The sequence below is a fragment of the Massilia sp. CT11-108 genome, assembly GCF_047302915.1.
In the GTDB taxonomy this organism is placed as follows: Bacteria; Pseudomonadota; Gammaproteobacteria; order Burkholderiales; family Burkholderiaceae_D; genus Telluria; species Telluria orientalis.
Genome location: NZ_JBKYMO010001165.1, coordinates 1 through 582, shown reverse-complemented (window position 1 = coordinate 582; position 582 = coordinate 1). Strand labels below are relative to the sequence as shown.

The following is a 582-nucleotide window of genomic DNA, read 5'->3' as shown; positions in this document are numbered from 1 at the left end:
GTCCGGCGGCGCCTCGGCGGCACGCTGGGCGGCGCGCGCGGCGACGATTTCCTTCTTGCGCAGCGCGAGCATGCCGCGCTGGAAGTCGGACACGCTGCGGCGCGCGAGGTTATTGTCGATCACCCACAGCATGACGTCTTCCAGCGAGTCGAACTTGTCGTTGTTGACCGTCCGGAACGGAATGCCGTGCTTCGTGCAGATGTCGTAGCGGTTATGCCCGTCGATCAGGACGTCGCGCCACAGCACGAGCGCGTCGCGGCAGCCGTCGGCCAGCAGGCTGCGTTCGAGTGCGGCGTATTCGACGGGAGTGAGGGGATCGATGAAAGAGCGGAGTTCCTCGTTGATCGTGATATTCAAAATGTATCCTTGCATGTTTCCTGCCGCGGCGATGGCGGCCGCGGGCGTATCGCCCCGCATGCTACACCATGCGCCGCCGGCCGGCACGCGTCATGCATGTTGAATGGCAGCATCGGCCGGATCGGCGCACAATGATACGGACTCAGCCTTCAGGGAGCGAACGATGAATCGACGCCATGACCGCATCTCCGCCATGTTCATCGAGGCCGTGCTGGACGCCAGCCG

Annotated in this window: 1 pseudogene; it reads right to left on the bottom strand. The window is 64.3% G+C overall.

Annotated features, from left to right (window positions below):
- Positions 1–357, bottom strand: a pseudogene (locus tag ACEN88_RS33760) (hypothetical protein); the annotation flags it as partial.
- Positions 358–582 lie beyond the last annotated feature (225 nt).